This is a genomic window from Arthrobacter sp. ISL-48 (assembly GCF_018613805.1).
Taxonomy (GTDB): domain Bacteria; phylum Actinomycetota; class Actinomycetes; order Actinomycetales; family Micrococcaceae; genus Arthrobacter.
Genome location: NZ_JAGGPL010000024.1, coordinates 38,239 through 55,810, shown reverse-complemented (window position 1 = coordinate 55,810; position 17,572 = coordinate 38,239). Strand labels below are relative to the sequence as shown.

Genomic DNA, 17,572 nt, shown 5'->3' with positions numbered 1-17,572 from the left:
GGGCCCCTGGTTCCGTACTCGCTGGTTCAGCACGATCCTGTCCGAAGGAGGCATGGCGGTGGCCATCATTAATAACGCGGTGTACGTGGACGGCCGACGGACAGCGGATCCCGAGAGCCTGGACGAGACCTACTTTCTGCTGCGCCAACGTGAGGGAATGGCGTGGATAGGCCTGTACCGGCCGGACGTGCACGAGCTTCAGTCCGTGGCGGAGGAGTTCAACCTCAACTCCCTTGCCGTCGAGGATGCGCTGGCCGGACACCAGCGAGCCAAACTGGAGCACTACGGCGAATGCGTTTTCCTGGTGCTGCGCCCCGCCCGCTACCTCGACGACGTGGAGAAAGTGGACTTCGGCGAAATCCATGTGTTCGTCGGCCAGGATTATGTGGTGACCGTCCGCCATGCGGAGTCACCGGATCTGGCCAAGGTGCGGATGCGGATGGAATCCATGCCGGAGTTCCTCGCGCTGGGGCCGGACGCCGTGCTCTACGGGATCCTCGACCAGGTGGTGGACGAATATGAACCCGTCGTCGCCGGACTGGAGAACGACGTGGACGAGATCGAGGACGACCTCTTCGGCGCCGACCCGGACGTCTCTCGCCGGATCTACGAACTGTCCCGCCAGGTCATCACCTTCCAGCGCGCCACCGGGCCGCTGGTGGGCATGCTTCAGGAGCTGATGGCCGGCACGCCCGAGCGGGAGCCCGGGAAGGAGTTGCAGGACCACTTCCGCGACGTGCTGGACCACGTGATCCGGTTGAACGACCGGGTGGCCTCTTTTCGCACCCTGCTCCAGAACGCGCTCGCCGTCAATGCGGCCCTCGTGGCACAGCGCCAGAACGACGAGATGCGCCGGCTCACCGAATCCAGCTATGCACAGAACGAGCAGGTCAAACGCATATCGTCGTGGGCGGCCATCCTGTTCGCGCCTACCCTGATCGGCACCATCTACGGCATGAACTTCCACACCATGCCCGAGCTCGACTGGATCTTCGGCTACCCCATGGCGCTCAGCCTGATGGTCGCCATGGGGCTTGCCCTGTTCTGGATGTTCAAGCACAACAAGTGGATCTAGGTTATGCACATAGGCGCATGTAGGCTGCCTCCGCGGTTCCGGCCGCTTGTACAGTGAAACCATGCCCGCCGACGCCCCTTCGCCGCTCATCTTCCCCTCCCTGGAGGAGCTGCTGTCCTCAGCGCACGTGGTCAGCATCCCCATGCGCGTGAAGTTTCGCGGCATTCTGCAGCGAGAATCCCTGCTGTTGCGAGGTCCGCTCGGATGGGGAGAGTTCTGCCCGTTCCCCGAATACGCCGACGCCGAGGCCTCGCGCTGGCTGGCGGCCGCCGTCGAGGCCGGCTGGGACGGTTTCCCCCCCGCCCTGCGGACGAGCATTCCCGTCAACGCCACCGTGCCCGCTGTTTCGGCGGACCGCGTCCCGGACGTTCTTGCCCGCTTCGGCCGGGTGGACGCCGTCAAGGTCAAGGTGGCAGAACGCGGCCAAACCCTCGACGACGACACCGCCCGCCTCGCCGCCGTCCGCTCCGCCCTGCCGGATGCCGCCATCCGGGTGGACGCCAACGGCGGCTGGGACGTGCCTCAGGCAGTTGACGCACTGACCCGGCTGGCCGCCGTCGGGCTTGAATACGCAGAGCAGCCGGTGCCGACCATTGAGGGTCTCGCGGAAGTGCGCCGCCAGCTGCGGGCCGCAAGGACGCCGGTGCTGATCGCCGCCGACGAAAGCGTGCGCAAGGAAGAGGACCCCCTCAAGGTGGCGCGCGCCGGCGCGGCCGACCTGATCGTGGTCAAGGTGGCTCCGCTCGGGGGAGTACGGCGGGCGCTTGACCTCGTGGCGCAGGCGGGGCTGCCCGCCGTCGTGAGTTCCGCCCTGGAGACGTCCGTGGGAATCCGTGCCGGGCTGGCGCTCGCCGCGGCCCTCCCGGAACTGCCTTATGCGTGCGGGCTGGGGACCGTCTCCCTTTTTACCTCGGACGTCACTGCGGACCCCCTGATGGCCGACGACGGCGCCATCCGCCTCCGCGAGGTTCACGCCGACGCCGGACTGCTGCAGCAGTTCGCGGCTCCTGCTGATCGAAGGGACTGGTGGCTCGACCGCCTCCGCCGCGTCCACGCCCTCCTCACCCCCTGAGACGCTCTCTCACGTCCTGCCGCTTTCGGCCGAACGCTCTCTCACATCCTGTCGCTTTCCACCGAACGCTCTCTCACGTCCTGTCGCTTTCGACCGAACGCTCTCTCACATCCCGCACGTTTTCGGCCGTTCCTCTCGCACTTCTCGCGGTTACCCCCGGCTTCACCGGAATTTCATCTGGCTGACGGCTGCGCTTTGGAATCGGCTGACAGGGTGGGCGGGACATCACCGAATTCCCTGGAAGGCCCCCATGTCTGAAACGACCGCCCGCAAGTTCACTCTGCTGCCCATGCTCGGCCATACCAAGGGCAAGCGCAGCGCAGTCACCTGCGCCCTTAAATGCGACAACGCCTGCGCCGGCGATGTCTGCAACACGAGCTCCAACAGCTACTTCCGCGACATCGCCTCCGCCACCCTCACCCGCCGCGCCGCCCTGGGGGTCGGCGCCGCCGGTGCTCTCGCCGTCGTACTCGGCAGTGCCGTGACCTCCGCAGAGACGGCAACTGCCGCGGGTCCGGGCCTCTCGGCTGCCGCTAAGGCTGGATTCGGCAAGTCGAAGCTGACGTTCACCGCTATCGCACCCGTGGACGCCGCAGTCGACGCCGTGACCGTACCGAAAGGCTTCACCTGGCAGCCGGTGATCCGCTGGGGTGACCCGCTGTTCAGTGATTCCCCGGAGTTCGACCTGGCAAACCAAACCCCTGCGGCCCAGGCCCGGCAGTTCGGCTACAACAATGACTACACGGACATCCTGCCCATCGAGGGGTCGAAGGACCGGCGCGCCGTCCTGTTCACCAACCACGAGTACACCAACGAGAACATCATGGTTCCGGCCACGTTTGACGCCGCACTGACGCGGGGCATCGGCCGTGCCGCCCACGGGCTCACGGTGGTGGAGCTGGAGCGCAAGAACAAGAACAAGCCGTGGACTTACGTCAAGGGCGCCCCGCTGAACCGCCGGTTCCTCACCGACACCACGTACGAACTGACCGGCCCCGCCGCAGGCTCATCGCTGGTCAAGACGGCAGCCGACCCGACCGGCCGGACCATCCTGGGCACTTTGGGCAACTGCTCGGGCGGCACCACGCCTTGGGGCACCGTCCTCTCGGGCGAGGAGAACTTCAACGGATACTTCGTCTCGGCCGGCACCTCGGCAAGCGACAAGCGCTACGGCCTCACGTCGTCGGCCACAGCCCGCAAATGGGAGCTGGACGATCCACGCTTCGACACGCGCAACGCCGGCTACGCCAACGAGACCAACCGCTTCGGCTGGATCGTGGAGGTGGACCCCTTCGATCCCACCTCCACGCCGAAGAAGCACTCCGCAATGGGCCGCTTCAAGCACGAGGGCGCGAACGTCATCGTCGCCGAGTCCGGCCACGTGGTGGCGTACATGGGCGACGACGAGCGCTTCGACTACCTCTATAAGTTCGTCTCCGCCGAGAAATACCGGGACGGAGACCGTCAGCACAACATGACGCTGCTCTCCGCCGGTGACCTCTACGTTGCCAAGTTCACCGGGGACTCGCCGGCCGCCGAAATCAGCGGCACGGGCACGCTCCCGGCCGACGGCGCGTTCGACGGCTCCGGCGAATGGCTTCCCCTGGTCGTGGGCGGAAAGTCAGCCGTGGCCGGCATGTCGGTAGAAGAGGTTCTGGTGTACACCCGCCTCGCCGCGGACAAGGTGGGCCCCACCAAGATGGACCGCTGCGAGGACGTCCAGCCCAGCCTTCTCACGGGCAAGGTCTACGTGGTCTGCACCAACAACTCGGACCGGGGGAAGCCGGGCAAGGAGGGCCCTACCGAGGTCAACCCGCGCAGCCTCAACCGCGACGGCCACATTGTGGAAATCACCGAAACCGGTGACCAGACATCCACCAAATTCGCGTGGAACTTGCTCATGGTTTGCGGCGACCCGGCCAGGAACACCTCGACTTACTTCGCCGGCTTCCCCAAGGACCAGGTCTCGCCGATCTCATGCCCGGATAACGTGGCCTTCGATTCCGTGGGCAACCTCTGGATCTCCACCGACGGCGCGCCCTCCAGCATCGGCTACGCTGACGGACTCTTCAAGGTGACCTTGGCCGGGGCTGAACGCGGCAGAGTGGAGCAGTTCCTGGCCGTGCCGCGCGAAGCGGAAACCTGCGGCCCGGTAATCCACGACGATGAGCGGTCAGTCTTCGTGGCCGTGCAGCACCCAGGCGAGGAAGGATCCTTCGCGGACCAACACTCCTACTTCCCGGATTATGTGTCGGCAGGTACGACGCCGGCAGCCAGCCAGGCGCGGGCGCCCCGTCCGGCAGTGATCCAGGTCTTCCGCACCGACGCCTAGGCTTTCCCCCACCCCGACGCTCTCTCAGATCCTGCCGATTAGGAGGCAACGCTCTCTCACTTTTCGCATGTTTTTGGGGAACGCTCTCTCACGTCCCGTCCTTCACGGCACAGGAAGTGAGAGAGCGTTGGGCTTTTGGGTGCAGGTGGTGAGAGAGCGTTGGGGTTTTGGGGACAGGTGGTGAGAGAGCGTTGGAGGGGTGGCAGACTGGTTCGGTGACTTCCGAGAACCCCCTCGAGCCCCTCGACGCCTTCGCCGCGTCCGACGCCCCGCTATCCGAAGGCGACTCCACCGGCGCCCCAGAAGCCGCCGCCGCGCTCAATCTGGATTCCGTCGCGGCGGCGCGGATCGCGTCCGACGCCCTGATCGGCGGCGGCGTCCAGTACGTGGTGGTTTCGCCGGGGTCGCGGTCGGCGCCGATGGCCTACGCCCTGGCCGAAGCCGAGGCGGCCGGACGAGTCGAGCTGATGGTCCGGATCGACGAAAGGACGGCTGGATTCACTGCCCTGGGCCTGGCCCTCTCCACCGGCTCACCGGCGGCCGTCCTCACGACGTCCGGGACCGCCGTCGGGAATTTGATGCCGTCGGTGATGGAGGCCAACCACGCCGCCGTACCTCTCGTAGTCCTCTCCGCCGATCGGCCTGAGGAGCTTCGCGGCACCGGCGCCAACCAGACCACCATCCAGCTGGACCTGTTCGGCGAGCACGTGCGCTTCGCCGCGGATATCCCGGCCGGGAGCAGTCCGCTCCGCGCCGTGGAGACAGCCTTGTCCGCCGCCACCGGGGCGTTCTCGGACCTTGCCCCCGGCCCGGTCCAGCTCAACCTTGCCTTCCGCGACCCGCTCATTCCCGCGCCGGAGGAGCAGCTCCCGCCAGCATCGCGCCGGCAGCGCTTCCGGATCGGCACCGAGCCACTGACCATGAGCCTGGCGCCGCCTGCCGAGGACCTGCCGGTGCGGCGCACTGTTGTCCTGGCAGGGCACGACGCCGGCCCCGTAGCCGAGGCGTTCGCCCGCGCCAACGGGCTGCCGCTGCTTGCCGAGCCGTCCTCCAACGCGCGCTTCGGGCCGAACGCCGTGGGCCCGTACCGGCTGCTGATCGAACATTTTGGGCCCGGTTCCGCCATGCCCATTGAGCGGGTGGTGCTATTCGGCCGGCCCACGCTGTCCAGGCCTGTTGCGTCGCTGCTGGCCCGCGCCGACGTGCCGTCCGCGTTGTACCAGCCGGTCCCGGTCGCCTGGTACGAGCCCGGCCGGCGGACTGAGCTCCCGCTGGAAAGCCTCGCCGACCTCGCCGATTTCGCCGGCTGCGGACCGTCAGCCTGGCTGGATGCCTGGCTGCTGGCCGCATCCGCCGCCCAGCATGCGCTCGACGGGGTTCTGGCCGCAGAAACCGCCGCCACAGGCCCGGCTGTCGGCGCACTCGTCTGGAAGCACGCCCGCGGGCAGTTGCTGCTGGGATCGTCGAACGGCATCCGCGATGTCGACCTCGCCGGCCAGCCCGCCGCCGAACCGTCCGCCACCGTCTTCGCCAACCGCGGCCTTGCCGGGATCGACGGCACCATCGCCACCGCCACCGGCATCGCCGTCGGGGGTCGCCAGGAAACCACGGTGCTGCTGGGCGATGTCACCTTCCTGCACGACACCGGCGGCCTTCTTCTCGGTGCCGGCGAGGAACAGCCGCAGCTGCGCATCGTGGTCCTTAACGACTCCGGCGGAGCCATCTTCGGCCTCCTCGAGCACGGTGCGGTGGCCGAGGCAGGTGGCTACGGAGGCACCGTCGAACGCCTGTTCGGCACCCCCCACTCAGTGGATATCGCCGCACTCGCCGCAGCGTACGGCGTCGGGCACTGCGCGGTAAGCACGACGGCGGGACTTGCCGAAGCGCTCGCCGCACCGTTCGCAGGGCGAACCATCATCGAGGTGCGCACAGATCGGCACGATCTCCGAGCCCTGCACGGTCGGATCAAAGCGGCAGTAGCCGCCGCCGTCGACGGAGTGCTTGCCGGCTGACCCTCATAAGCTGACTGTCACAAGAAAAGGACGGCCGCCGCGTGAAACCACGCAGGCGGCCGCCCTTCTATCGGTAGGAAACCGGGATTAGAGTACCCGGCTCAGGAACTCCTTGGTGCGGGCGTGCTGCGGGTTGGACAGCACCTCTCGCGGATCACCCGATTCGACAACGACGCCGCCGTCCATGAAGGTCAGCCGGTCGCCGACTTCCCGGGCAAAACCGATCTCGTGGGTCACCACAATCATCGTCATGCCGGACTTGGCGAGGTCCTTCATGACGTTGAGGACGTCGCCCACCAGTTCCGGGTCCAAGGCCGACGTGGGCTCATCGAAGAGCATGAGCTCAGGCTCCATGGCCAGGGCGCGGGCAATCGCCACGCGTTGCTGCTGGCCGCCGGAAAGCTGCGACGGATAGTGGCCAGCGCGGTCCGCCAGACCCACCCGGTCCAGCAACTCCATGGCCCGCTTCCGGGCAGCAGCCCGAGGCTGACCTTTGACCTGGACCGGCGCTTCCATGACGTTGTATAGCGCCGTCTTGTGGGGGAACAGGTTGAACCGCTGGAACACCATGCCGATCTCGCGGCGTTGGGCGGCGATTTCCTTGGTCTTGAGGTCGTGGAGCCTGCCGTCCACCTCGCGGTAGCCGATCAGGTGGCCGCCGACGGAGATGCGGCCCGCGCTAATGGTCTCCAGCAGGTTCACGCAGCGCAGCATGGTGGACTTGCCGGAACCGGACGGGCCGATGACCACGGACACCTCGCCCTGGTTGACGGTGAGGTCGATGCCGCGCAGCACATGGTGAGGTCCATAGAACTTGTGCAGGCCCTCGATCTTTACCAAAGGGTTTTCTGTGGTGATGGTCATTTCGGGTCCTCCTCGGGGACGTCCATCCGCAGGGCCGGCTCGGCGTCGGCGCTGGGCGCCACCGCTGCTGACGCCTTGGCGGCAGCAGGGTTAATCGTCGCCGGGGCCAGGTTGTCCACGCCCTTGCCGTAGTACGCCTCGAGGTAGTGCTGCCCGACCATGAGAATACTGGTGACCAGCAGGTACCAGAAGGCGGCCACAATCAGGAGCGGGATGGGGAGGTAAATCCGGTTCGCCAGGGCGTTGGTAGCGAAGGTCAGATCAAGTGTGAAGGGAACAGCCAATACCAGGGAGGTGGTTTTGAGCATGCCGACGGTCTCGTTTCCGGTAGGGGGAACGATGATCCGCATGGCCTGCGGCAAGATGATCCGCCACATGATCTTGCCCTTGGACATGCCCAGCGCCTCGGCTGCCTCGGTCTGGCCCTTGTCGACGGACTTCAGGCCTGCCCGGAAGATCTCAGCCAGGTAAGCGGACTCATTCAGGCCCAGACCAAGGATGGCCGGGATCAGCCCTTTGCTGGGGTCTGAGAGCACGTAGGTGAACAGTTCAGGCCCGAACGGGATACCGATGGTGATTGCGGGATAGAGGACGGTCACGAGTCCCCAGAAGAGCAACTGCGTGTATACCGGAGTGCCACGGAAGAACCAGACCCAAAGCCAGCTCGTGTAGCGGAGAACCGGATTGTCGGACTGCCGCATGACAGCGAGAAGGACTGCCAGGACGATGGCCAGCACCATGGAGGCGACGGTCAGCAGCAGGGTCCAACCGACACCCTGGACCACCTTGGTGTCCAGGATGTACGTTCCCACGACGTCCCAGCGGTAGTTGGTGTTGGTCACCAGGCTCTGCAGGAACAGAACCAGCACCCCGACAATGATGATGGCGCTGATCCAGCGGCCGGGATGGCGAACTGGCACCGCTTTGTTCAGTACCGGCGCTGCCTGGTTCTCCTGGTGGTCCATGGGTGCACCTGATTTGTGCTCGGTTGTTGGAAGACTCAAGAGCTGGCCGCCGGGTTGATTTCGGACTTGGTGATGGCGCCGTCAGCGTTGCCCCAGCCCTCGAGGATCTTCTTGTAGGAGCCATCGGCGATGAGCTTGCTGACGGTCTTCTGGATGAGATCCGTGAGGGCGGTATCGGACTTGGCCACTGCGATTCCCTGGGGCGCGGAGTCGTACACGTCGCCGAGCCTTTCCAGCTGGCCGCTGGTCTGGGTCAGGGCATAGCCGATGATGGGGGAGTCTGCTGCCATGGCGTCGATGCTGCCGTTGACGAGGCGGGTGGTGACGTCCGTCTGGTTTTTCAGCGTGACGATGTTGATGGGCTGCTTGCCGTCGGCAGCGCACTTCTTGTTGCGGTCCGCGAGGTCGGGATCCTCCTGGACAGTGCCGGTCTGGACGCCGACATTCTTGCCGCAGACGTCATCGACGGAGAACTTCTTCGGGTTGCCCTTCTGGACGGCCCACGCGGTGCCGGCGTTGAAGTAGCTGACCATGTTGACTGCGCCGAGCCGCTCCTGGTTGATCGTGAAGGAGGAGATGCCCAGGTCGTACTTGGGGCCGAGGGCGGGGAGAATGCCAGTGAACTCAGCAGTCTGCACCTGGACCTTCAGTCCGAGGGTGGCGCCGATCGCCTTGGCGATGTCGACGTCGTAGCCCACCGGCGTCTGGCCGTCGGGGCCGAGGAATTCAGCGGGGGCGTAGCTGGTGTCCGACCCCACGGTCAGCGTTCCCTTGGACTTGATGGCCGCCGGCACCATGGCCGCCAGGGCGTCGTCCTTCTGGACGGTTGACGGGTCGAAGCTGGCCTTCGCGCTGCCGGAAGCGGGTGCGGCGCCCCCGGGGGCGGGGTTCTCCGACGCGTTCGTGCAGGCGGAGAGTGCCAGAGCGCCGATGGCGAGAACCGTGGCTGCCTTGAGCTTGGTGTTGCCCAGAAGCGAACGGGAAATCTGCATGTTTTTTACCTTTTGTTGCGGGCGGAATGCATACCTAAAGCGGGTAATAGTGTATCGCTGAACACGAGATGTGCGTCACAGGTAACTAAGTTTTCCTATTGGATAACTATTATGGGTGGAAGCGCAAGGGGTTTTCTCGCCCCGTGTCTGTAATCCCGGACGCCTGACACCTTTGACGGCAACATGGGCGCCTTGCATCCCGGACTAGCTGCTGATCCCCAGCGACTCCAGCATCGGCCGGAACTTTGCCCATGTCTCCGCCAGCTCTGCTTCGGGCTGCGAGCCGTCCACAATGCCGCAACCGGCATATAACCGCACGGTGTCCGGCGACTCGATCACGGCACCCCGCAGCGCAATTCCCCACTCGCCGTTGCCCGCCGCGTCCAGCCAGCCGACCGGACCTGCATAAGGCCCGCGGTCCAGGTGCTCGAGCTTGCGGATCAGGGCACCGGCCACCAGCGTGGGCGTCCCGCAGACCGCGGCCGTGGGGTGCAGGGCGTTGATCAGGGCCAGGCACGTGGGCACATGGCCCTCCACCTCGGCGAGCTCAGCCTTCACGTCCGAAGCAAGATGCCACACGTTCGGCAGCTCCAAAATAAACGGTTCGTCGTGCGCGTTCATGGCCTCGGAGAACGGCGCCAGCTGGGACGTCAAGGACTGGATGGCGATCTCGTGCTCATGCCGCTGCTTCTCTGAACCGGCCAGCACCCGCTCGGCGTAGTCCATGGGAAGGCCGGCCTCGCCGTGCGCATCTCGGCGGTCCAGGGTCCCTGCCAGTACACGCGCCTGTGCGGTTCGGCCCTCCACCTGGATCAGCATCTCCGGCGTCGCGCCCACCAGGCCATCCACCCCGTAAGTCCAGCATTCGCGGTAGCGTGCAGACAGCTCGCGCAGCACCTGCGCCGCGTTGACTCCAGACGGCACCGTGGCCACGATGTCCCGCGCCAGCACCAGTTTTTCGAGGGCGCCGGTCCGGATTTCCGCCACTCCGGCAGACACGGCCGACATCCAGTCTTCCTCGCTCAGTGAGCCAGTATGCAGCGTGGCTCCGGCAGCCAAAGGCAAAGGGCGCACGACGGCGGCGCCCGCCTTCGCTGGCACGGCAGGAGAGGCGCCGTCCCCCGGGAAGCTGGCTGCCGACGTCGGCGTGTCCCCAAATGTCGACAAGTCACCAGAGCTGCCGCCGCGCAGCCAGTGGTCCAGCGCGGCGAGGGCGCCTGCCTCGGTGAGCTCGCCGTCGCCCAAAGTTAATTGCGTGAGCCAGGCGCGGCCGTCACGGAAGCCCACCACAATCTCCGGCACGATCAGCCGTGACTCGTGGGCCGATTTCTTCGAGAAGGCGAACGAGCCAAACGCTACGGGGCCGGTGCCGGGGAGCTTCACGGAATCGGCGATGTCGGCTTCGAGGACCAGGTGACGCCACCAGATATCGGCCTCGAGGAAACGCTCAGAACCGGTGGCCGTGAATCGCGCAATCTCACCGAAACCCACCAGCCCTGCTTCGCGACGGGTCCAGCAGAGGACATCGTCCCGGACCAGAAACTGCGGCAGCCCGCCGGGAGATGCTTTGCCATCGAGGGGGACTGTAAGGGTCTTTATAAGGCCGGTGCGGAACGTGCTCGTCATGATGAGACAACACTACTCCCGCGCGCGGTATGGCCCGGCGACCCGGCAGAACCGCCGGTGGTTCGTGCGGCTCCTGAACATTTGAGACAATGGCTGGGTGAACCGAGCATCCTTGGATAAGCGTCCGGACGAAGTAGCCACGATGTTTGACGACGTCGCCCCTAAATACGACGTCGTCAACGATGTCCTCTCCATGGGGCAGACCCGCCGCTGGCGCAAGGTTGTGGTGGAAGCCATGGAAGTCAGGCGGGGCCAGCGGGTGCTGGACCTCGCCGCTGGAACCGGCACGTCAAGCGAGCCATATGCCGACGAAGGCATAGATGTGATCGCCTGTGATTTCTCCCTCGGGATGCTCAAGGTGGGCAAGCGCCGCCGCCCCGACATCGACTTCATAGCCGGTGACGCCACAAACCTGCCCTTCGCAGACAACGCTTTCGATGCCACCACCATCTCCTTCGGCCTGCGCAACGTCAACGAGCCCAAGAAGGCACTGGCCGAGATGCTCCGAGTCACCAAGCCGGGAGGCAAGCTGGTCATCGCCGAGTTCTCCCAGCCCGTGGTGCCGCTCTGGCGCAATCTGTACACCGAGTACCTCATGCGGGCTCTGCCTGCCATCGCCGTGAAGGTATCCTCCAACCCGGACGCCTACGTCTACCTGGCCGAATCCATCCGCGCCTGGCCGAACCAGGACCACCTGGCGGCCTGGCTGCAGGAGGCTGGCTGGGAAAAGGTCACCTACCGCAACCTCAGCGGCGGCATCGTAGCCGTCCACCGTGCCTTCAAGCCGGCGGATTCAAGCCCTGACAACGCCGCTGCCGCCATCGCCGCGAACAAGGGCCCCGTGGCAAGGCTCCGCCGCAACATCATGCGCTGACCCGGTGAATGTCCTGATCGTCGGCGCGGGGCCCGCCGGGTCCACCGCCGCGTATTACCTTGCCAAGGCCGGTATTAACGTAACTGTGCTGGAAAAGACCAGCTTTCCGCGCGAGAAGGTCTGCGGCGACGGACTCACCCCCCGCGCTGTCCGCGAGATCCAGAAGCTCGGCTTGCCGCACCGCGAAGAGGATGGCTGGCGCAAGAACAAGGGCCTGCGCCTGATCGCAGGTGACCGAACCATTGAACTGCCCTGGCCTGAGGTATCGGACTTTCCGCAGTACGGCCTCATCCGCACCCGCCTTGGCTTCGACGAGGAACTCGCCCGCCACGCCCAGGCTGCAGGCGCAACCGTGCTGGAACGCCACAGCGTCACCGAAGCGCTGCAGTCGGAAGACGGCCGCGTGACCGGTGTCCGCGCAGCGCTCCTGGACGAGTCCGGACGGAAGACAGGGGAGACGCGCGACTTTCCTGCCGACGTCGTACTCGCCGCCGACGGAAACTCAACCCGCACCGCAGTCTCGGTGGGAATCAGGAAACGCGACGACCGCCCCCTCGGCGTCGCCGTGCGCACATACTTCACATCGCCCCGGCACGACGACGATTGGATGGAAGGCTGGCTGGAACTTCCCGGCCGGGACGGAAAACTGCTCCCGGGCTACGGCTGGGTGTTCGGCGTCGGTGACGGCACCTCCAACGTCGGCCTGGGCATCCTGAACTCCTCCAAGGAATTCGGCAAGCTGGACTACAAGCAGGTCCTGCGCGAATGGACCGCGGGCATGCCCGCCGAATGGGGCTTTACCCCGGAAAACCAGGTGGGGGAGATCCGCGGCGCCGCGCTGCCCATGGGCTTCAACCGCACGCCGCACTACACCCCGGGCCTCCTGCTGCTGGGCGACGCCGGCGGCATGGTTTCCCCGTTCAATGGCGAGGGAATCTCCTACGCCATGGAATCGGCTCGGTTTGCGGCCGAGTTCATCATCGATGCGTCTTCCTCGGTTTCTTCAGGCGGAACGGCCGACGCCGACGCGCACCTCGCGGGGTACACCAATTATGTTCGGGACCAGTGGGGATCGCACTTCACGCTGGGCCGGGCATTTGCCGCGCTGATCGGAAAACCGGCGGTCATGAAGCTCGCCCTGCGGACCGGGATGCCCATGCCTGTCCTGATGCGGTTTGTGGTGCGGCTGCTGGCCAACCTCACCGACCCCTCAGCAAAGGGCTTCGAGGACCGGGCCATCCGTGTCCTGGAATCGCTGGTCCCGGCCACGTCCAACACCTCATCGGCCTCGAGTCTGCGGTATCCGCAACAAAAAGTTAGGGTTAACCAGTGACCAACTCCGCAGACCACAGCTGGACGCACGCCGGGCACGGCCTGCCGGACTCCGAACCCAGCCTCAATACCACCGCCATTGCCACGGGCCTTCAGCTGCCCGCAGGTTTTGCGGCGATCGCGGAGGACGCCGAGCTGGGCCCCGCCATCACTAACAACCTGGCGCGGGTGGAAAAGCAGCTGCGTGAAGCCATCGCCAACTCCGACCCGCTCGCTGATGCGACGTCGCGCCACCTGGTGGAGGCCGGCGGCAAGCGGATCCGTCCCCTCCTGACATTGCTATGCGCGCACCTTGGCGATGCGTCCCTTCCCGCCGTGGTCCAGGCCGCCGTGGTGGTGGAACTGACGCACCTGGCCACGCTTTACCACGACGACGTGATGGACTCCGCTCCCTTCCGCCGCGGCGCCCCCACGGCCCACGAGGTATGGGGAAACTCGGTGGCTGTCCTCACCGGCGACCTCATCTTTGCCCGCGCGTCCATCCTGGTGTCAGAGCTGGGCTCGCGTGCGCTGGGGATCCAGGCCCGCACCTTTGAACGGCTGTGCCTGGGCCAGCTCCATGAGACCGTGGGACCCCGCCCGGATGAGGACCCGGTAGAGCACTACCTGTCCGTCATTGCCGACAAGACCGGCTCCCTCGTGGCTGCTTCCGGCCAGCTGGGTGCCATCTTCTCCGGCGCTGACCCTGCCTACGAGGACCTGCTGGTGGAGTACGGCGAAAAGGTGGGCGTGGCCTTCCAGCTCGCCGACGACGTCATTGATGTCACGGGCGTCAAGGTCAAGTCCGGCAAGTCCCCGGGGACTGATCTGCGCGAAGGGGTGCCCACCCTGCCGGTGCTGCTCCTGCGTAAGGCTGCCGCGGAGGGTGACCAGTCCGCCGTCGAACTTTTGAAACTGATCGATGGGGACCTGTCCTCTGACTCTGCTCTGGCTGACGCTGTTGCGGGGCTGCGCGATCACTCAGTTACCGCTGAGTCATGGGTGGTGGCCCGCGCCTGGGCTGCCGAGGCCATTGCGGCGCTGAAGCCGCTGCCGGAGGGTGTGGTGAAGACGTCGCTGTCCAACTTCGCCCTGGCTGTGGTGGACCGAGCGAGCTAGTTTTGGTTCTTCTGTGCTTCAGGCGACGACTCGGGGCGGTCCGAACTTAACGCAATAGCCCCGGTCCGCTGCAACGATACGAATCATACGCTGCATCGAACCGGAGCTATTTCTCCGTTCGCATCAGACCCGCCGGAGGCGTTTAGCGGATCCGTGAATAGTCTATGACAGCTTTGTCACAGAATGCAAGTCTCTTGTTACAGCACGTGTCACAGGTTCTCCGGCTGAGCTTCCCCACCTTTGCTCGGTGATCCCTCATTTGCCAGGCGCGTCCCGCCGACACGCAGGGCTGCGCGCCGAAACCCGGGGGATTCCAGCGGCCGCCTTGTCCACATAGCCGCTCCTGCCCCTGCCCGCCGGAGGCTTGTTCGGCTGTGCTGGGGCCATGGACCTCACCGCCTACCTGAAATACGCCGGGTTCGTGGCCCGAACATCGACGCTTCTAAGAGCCGGCTTCACGGACCGGAACATCAGAAATGCAGTGGGCGCCGGCGAAATCCGACGGCTCCGGCACGGGGTAGTGGCCCTTCCCTGTGCCGCCCCGGACATGGTGGCGGCTGTCCTCGCCAACGGCCTGCTGACCTGTGCCTCAGCGACCACCCATCATCGGCTGTGGCGGCTGCACGAGCCCCGGACCCTCCACCTGCTGTGCCGCCACGGTGCTGCCAAGGGAGTAGCAGTGCATCGCGAGTCCGTCGTGCCGCCCCACGCGCCATGGCCCGTGGCAGGACTCACCGACGTGCTGCTGCACGGGTTGCGTTGCCTGCCCGAGGTGGAGGCTGCCATTCTGGTGGAGAGTGCCCTGGTGCAGGGACGCACCACCCTCGGCTACCTCCGTGGCCACCTGCCAGGAAACCGTAACGGGGCGGCCCGCAGGGTCCTGGACCTGGTCGACGGTACGGCCGAATCGCCAATCGAGGTGGTGGCCAGGCTCATATTCCGCAGCGAAGGGATCTTTACGCAGACGCAGGTGGACCTGCCTGGTATCGGCATCGTGGACTTCCTGCTGGAAGGCTTCCTGATCGTTGAGCTCGACGGCGCCACCCACCTTGAGCCTAGACAGGTCAAGAAGGACCGGCTGCGCAACAACGCCAGCACCTTGGATGGTTATGCCGTGCTCAGATATGGCTACGCGGACGTGGTCTACAAGCCACAGAAGGTCGTGGATGAGGTGTGGCAGGTCTTACGGGGCAGGGTTGTGCGCTGAGATTCCCCAGCTTTGAGCCGAGGAAGCGGGGCCACACCCTCAAAACTGCCGGACACGCCGTCGAGCGCCTGCAAAGCCGGGGAGATTCAGCGGGGGTCCGCAGCCCACGAAACCAGCCCAGGGAGCCTAGTCTTCCTCGTCGTTGAACGCCCACTCGAACATGTCGAAGACGAACTCGGAGAATGTACCCTCTTCAGATTTCCACTGCGCGCGGGCGTTGTTGCGGCGGTACACGATGGGGTCTGGGACGCTGAGGTCGCCCACGCGGAAGCCCCAGGTGAATTGTTCTTCCTCGTCCTCGAGGAACATCAGGAAACCCTCGTCGTCAACTTCGAGCTCTTCGGGATCCCAGAAGTAGTGGTAGGCCTCCATGAGGTCCTCGCAGCCGCCGAGTGCCAGGTAAAACTCGCGCAGGACCATGGGCACCTGGAACTGGTGTTCGGCGAGGGCTGAATCAAGCTCATCGGTGGGCAGCCCGTCTTCTTCCTGCCATTCGTCTTCGAGATACTTCGGAACAAGCGCGCGGAATTTCTCGAGGAACATGTCAGTCATGCTCATATCCTAGCTAATCCCGGTCCCTGTATTCGGACGCGTCAACCCCCAGCCGGTGCCAGCCACGCACGGCGAGCGGAACGTACCAGGACCGGCGCCAGGCAAGGACGCGGAAGGTGAACACCACAGCGGCAACTGCGCACGCAGTCACAGCATTGAAGGCACCCGAAAGCCAGAGGACCGTGGTCAGCGCAGCCCCCGTGAAGGCGGGCAGCACGTAGATGTCGGCGGGGTCGAACAGCCGGGGCACCTCGTTGGCCGTGATGTCACGCAGCAGACCCCCGCCCACCGCCGTCGTAACACCCAGCAGTGCGGCGGCAACAGGGTTCACCCCCATGGCCAATGCCTTCAGGGTGCCGGTGATGCAGAAGAGGGCCAGCCCGCCGGCGTCGAACAGGACCAGGAGCGAGGTGAAGCGCTGGACGCTGGAGAACAGAAAGTAGACCAGGACCGTGGCCAGCACCGGCGGAACCAGGTAGGCGGGATTGGTGAACGCGGCGGGAGGGGCAGTACCCAGGATGATGTCGCGAATGACCCCGCCGCCCAACGAAACCAGAGAAGCCAGGAGCAGCGAGCCCACGATGTCGAACTGTTTCCGGGCCGCCAGGAGGGAGCCGGACACCGCGAAGAAGAAGACGCCGGCCAGGTCGAGCCACACCAGGGCGATGTCAAAAGGGAAAGTCATGGAGCGTCCCGGCTAATCACAGAGGGGCGGACAGGGCGGCTCCAACGTTACGCTAGCCCCTATGAACAGCCCCATCATGATTGCCTGTGCCCACGGGACATCCAGTGTGCAAGGCGCCGCGGAGGTCAACGCCCTGCGCGACGCCATCGCAGCACTGCGGCCTGGACTGGAGGTGCGGGAGGCCTACGTGGACGTCCAGCAGCCGGACCTCGTTGACGTTGTGGCGTCGCTGCCGCCGGACGAATCCGCCGTCGTGGTGCCGTTGCTGCTGAGTGTGGGCTACCACGTCAAGGTGGACATTGCGCGGGCCGTGAAGAGCCGGCCCGGCAGCCTTGCCGCCGCGCCGCTTGGCCCGGATCAGCGGCTGGCTGCCCTGCTGGACCAGCGACTGCTGGAGGCCGGCGTCACCCATCGCGACGCCGTCATCCTCGCCGCAGCAGGGTCCTCCAACCCCAACGCCGCCCTTAGCGTGGAGGAGCTGGCCGGGCAGCTCAGGGAACTGCGGCCCAACCGGATCGTGGCGGCCTACGGTGCCTCCGCCAAGCCCTCAGTGCCCGACGCCGTCGCCATGCTCCGTGAGGAAGCCGAAGGCGGTGCCGGGGCGGGGGAGTCCGCCGGAGCCGTTGACCTCGGCGGCAGGGTGGTCATTGCGTCCTACCTCTTGGCGCACGGATACTTCCACGACCAGCTCGCGAAAGCGGGCGCCGATATCGTGACCGAGCCGCTGCTGCCTTCCCCTGTGCTGGCCGAGATCGCCCTGGAACGGTACGACGCCGTGATCGCGCTTAATTCGGATTACGCAAGGCCGTCCGGCGATTCATGACGAAATATTTCCCTAGGTGACTTAGCGTTTCCGGGGTCTTTGTGGCGCAATTCGGCTGGGCCC

15 protein-coding genes are annotated in these 17,572 nt (G+C 65.7%); 9 read left to right on the top strand and 6 right to left on the bottom strand.

Annotated features, from left to right (window positions below; genetic code table 11):
* Window positions 1-58 precede the first annotated feature (58 nt).
* From J7E83_RS19520 to menD, 4 genes are all read left to right on the top strand, one after another.
* A complete protein-coding gene (locus J7E83_RS19520; RefSeq protein WP_214965513.1) occupies window positions 59-1,075 on the top strand; it encodes a magnesium and cobalt transport protein CorA in 1,017 nt (338 codons plus the stop codon).
* Between the two features lie 61 nt (window positions 1,076-1,136).
* The gene (locus J7E83_RS19515; protein ID WP_214965512.1) at window positions 1,137-2,147 is read left to right on the top strand and encodes an o-succinylbenzoate synthase; all 1,011 of its coding nucleotides are present in this window, start codon (window positions 1,137-1,139) and stop codon (window positions 2,145-2,147) included.
* A 250-nt stretch (window positions 2,148-2,397) separates the two neighbouring features.
* Window positions 2,398-4,479, top strand: coding sequence for a PhoX family phosphatase (locus tag J7E83_RS19510; protein ID WP_214965510.1), 2,082 nt, complete (start codon window positions 2,398-2,400; stop codon window positions 4,477-4,479).
* A 323-nt stretch (window positions 4,480-4,802) separates the two neighbouring features.
* Window positions 4,803-6,491: a 2-succinyl-5-enolpyruvyl-6-hydroxy-3-cyclohexene-1-carboxylic-acid synthase gene (gene menD, locus J7E83_RS19505; protein WP_251044194.1), complete on the top strand. Its 1,689-nt coding sequence runs from the start codon at window positions 4,803-4,805 to the stop codon at window positions 6,489-6,491.
* Between the two features lie 87 nt (window positions 6,492-6,578).
* On the opposite strand, the gene J7E83_RS19500 is transcribed toward menD, so the two are convergent.
* The 4 genes from J7E83_RS19500 to J7E83_RS19485 form a co-directional block, all read right to left on the bottom strand.
* Window positions 6,579-7,355, bottom strand: a complete 777-nt coding sequence (locus tag J7E83_RS19500; RefSeq protein WP_285289378.1) for an amino acid ABC transporter ATP-binding protein — start codon at window positions 7,353-7,355, stop codon at window positions 6,579-6,581.
* Window positions 7,352-8,320: an amino acid ABC transporter permease gene (locus tag J7E83_RS19495; protein ID WP_214965507.1), complete on the bottom strand. Its 969-nt coding sequence runs from the start codon at window positions 8,318-8,320 to the stop codon at window positions 7,352-7,354. The genes J7E83_RS19500 and J7E83_RS19495 overlap by 4 nt, the downstream gene beginning before the upstream one ends.
* Window positions 8,321-8,355: 35 nt before the next feature.
* A complete protein-coding gene (locus tag J7E83_RS19490; RefSeq protein ID WP_214965506.1) occupies window positions 8,356-9,312 on the bottom strand; it encodes an ABC transporter substrate-binding protein in 957 nt (318 codons plus the stop codon).
* Between the two features lie 204 nt (window positions 9,313-9,516).
* Window positions 9,517-10,938 carry an isochorismate synthase MenF gene (locus J7E83_RS19485; RefSeq protein ID WP_214965505.1) on the bottom strand — a complete coding sequence of 474 codons (1,422 nt, stop codon included), beginning with the start codon at window positions 10,936-10,938 and terminating at the stop codon, window positions 9,517-9,519.
* Between the two features lie 97 nt (window positions 10,939-11,035).
* On the opposite strand from J7E83_RS19485, the gene J7E83_RS19480 reads away from it, so the two are divergent.
* From J7E83_RS19480 to J7E83_RS19465, 4 genes are all read left to right on the top strand, one after another.
* Window positions 11,036-11,812 carry a demethylmenaquinone methyltransferase gene (locus J7E83_RS19480; RefSeq protein ID WP_311379807.1) on the top strand — a complete coding sequence of 259 codons (777 nt, stop codon included), beginning with the start codon at window positions 11,036-11,038 and terminating at the stop codon, window positions 11,810-11,812.
* 4 nt (window positions 11,813-11,816) lie between these two features.
* Window positions 11,817-13,145 carry a geranylgeranyl reductase family protein gene (locus J7E83_RS19475; RefSeq protein WP_214965499.1) on the top strand — a complete coding sequence of 443 codons (1,329 nt, stop codon included), beginning with the start codon at window positions 11,817-11,819 and terminating at the stop codon, window positions 13,143-13,145.
* Window positions 13,142-14,242 carry a polyprenyl synthetase family protein gene (locus J7E83_RS19470; RefSeq protein ID WP_214965497.1) on the top strand — a complete coding sequence of 367 codons (1,101 nt, stop codon included), beginning with the start codon at window positions 13,142-13,144 and terminating at the stop codon, window positions 14,240-14,242. The genes J7E83_RS19475 and J7E83_RS19470 overlap by 4 nt, the downstream gene beginning before the upstream one ends.
* A gap of 385 nt (window positions 14,243-14,627) precedes the next feature.
* Window positions 14,628-15,449, top strand: a complete 822-nt coding sequence (locus J7E83_RS19465; protein ID WP_214965495.1) for a DUF559 domain-containing protein — start codon at window positions 14,628-14,630, stop codon at window positions 15,447-15,449.
* A gap of 126 nt (window positions 15,450-15,575) precedes the next feature.
* Here J7E83_RS19465 and J7E83_RS19460 read toward each other — a convergent pair whose 3' ends face one another.
* Together J7E83_RS19460 and J7E83_RS19455 are read right to left on the bottom strand one after the other, a co-directional pair.
* Entirely contained in the window at window positions 15,576-16,001 is a 426-nt protein-coding gene (locus tag J7E83_RS19460; RefSeq protein ID WP_214965493.1) for a hypothetical protein, read from the bottom strand.
* Between the two features lie 13 nt (window positions 16,002-16,014).
* Complete coding sequence (locus J7E83_RS19455) at window positions 16,015-16,686, bottom strand: trimeric intracellular cation channel family protein (protein WP_214965491.1); 672 nt, start codon at window positions 16,684-16,686, stop codon at window positions 16,015-16,017.
* A gap of 61 nt (window positions 16,687-16,747) precedes the next feature.
* On the opposite strand from J7E83_RS19455, the gene J7E83_RS19450 reads away from it, so the two are divergent.
* Window positions 16,748-17,509 carry a sirohydrochlorin chelatase gene (locus tag J7E83_RS19450; RefSeq protein WP_214965489.1) on the top strand — a complete coding sequence of 254 codons (762 nt, stop codon included), beginning with the start codon at window positions 16,748-16,750 and terminating at the stop codon, window positions 17,507-17,509.
* Window positions 17,510-17,572: the final 63 nt, after the last annotated feature.

Excerpts from the sequence above, each read along its gene's own strand:
- J7E83_RS19495 (WP_214965507.1), bottom strand. The coding sequence starts at position 8,320 with ATGGACCACCAGGAGAACCAGGCAGCGCCGGTACTGAACAAAGCGGTG.
- J7E83_RS19500 (WP_285289378.1), bottom strand. The coding sequence starts at position 7,355 with ATGACCATCACCACAGAAAACCCTTTGGTAAAGATCGAGGGCCTGCAC.
- J7E83_RS19510 (WP_214965510.1), top strand. The coding sequence starts at position 2,398 with ATGTCTGAAACGACCGCCCGCAAGTTCACTCTGCTGCCCATGCTCGGC.
- J7E83_RS19465 (WP_214965495.1), top strand. The coding sequence starts at position 14,628 with ATGGACCTCACCGCCTACCTGAAATACGCCGGGTTCGTGGCCCGAACA.
- J7E83_RS19485 (WP_214965505.1), bottom strand. The coding sequence starts at position 10,938 with ATGACGAGCACGTTCCGCACCGGCCTTATAAAGACCCTTACAGTCCCC.
- J7E83_RS19515 (WP_214965512.1), top strand. The coding sequence starts at position 1,137 with ATGCCCGCCGACGCCCCTTCGCCGCTCATCTTCCCCTCCCTGGAGGAG.
- J7E83_RS19455 (WP_214965491.1), bottom strand. The coding sequence starts at position 16,686 with ATGACTTTCCCTTTTGACATCGCCCTGGTGTGGCTCGACCTGGCCGGC.
- J7E83_RS19490 (WP_214965506.1), bottom strand. The coding sequence starts at position 9,312 with ATGCAGATTTCCCGTTCGCTTCTGGGCAACACCAAGCTCAAGGCAGCC.
- J7E83_RS19460 (WP_214965493.1), bottom strand. The coding sequence starts at position 16,001 with ATGACTGACATGTTCCTCGAGAAATTCCGCGCGCTTGTTCCGAAGTAT.
- J7E83_RS19450 (WP_214965489.1), top strand. The coding sequence starts at position 16,748 with ATGAACAGCCCCATCATGATTGCCTGTGCCCACGGGACATCCAGTGTG.